Origin of the sequence: Faecalibacterium sp. DFI.5.82 (assembly GCF_029076575.1) — a bacterium.
Lineage (GTDB): Bacteria > Bacillota > Clostridia > Oscillospirales > Ruminococcaceae > Faecalibacterium > Faecalibacterium duncaniae.
In genome coordinates this window covers 1-329 of sequence record NZ_JARFIS010000270.1, presented here as the reverse complement: position 1 = coordinate 329, position 329 = coordinate 1, and the positions used below count along the sequence as shown (strand labels likewise).

Sequence of the window (329 nt, the reverse complement as noted above, 5' to 3'; positions counted from 1 at the left end):
CGGCGCAAAGTGCAGCTGACGGTATGGGCACTGGTGATTTTCCTGTGTGATTTTGTGCTGACCTTCGGGATGGCTTGCCGCCAGGAGGGCTTTGTCTGGACCCAGATGTTCACCAACAACTACGAGTGGTACGGGGTGGCGGCGGTGCTGCTGATGCTGCTGTACAACGGGCAGCGTGGCAGCGGACACAAGCAGCTGTTCTTCTGGTTCTACCCCGCCCATGTGTATCTGCTGTTTGGGGCATCCTGCCTTGTTTATAACGCTTTGAGGTGATCTTGTGGCAAATATTCTGGAAGTGGATGACAATATAGAACTCTGCAAGCTGATCC

Annotated in this window: 1 pseudogene; it reads left to right on the top strand. The window is 54.1% G+C overall.

Annotated elements, in window-relative coordinates:
- A pseudogene (locus P0G09_RS16560) lies at positions 1-273 on the top strand (TraX protein); the annotation flags it as partial.
- Between the last annotated feature and the right edge of the window lie 56 nt (positions 274-329).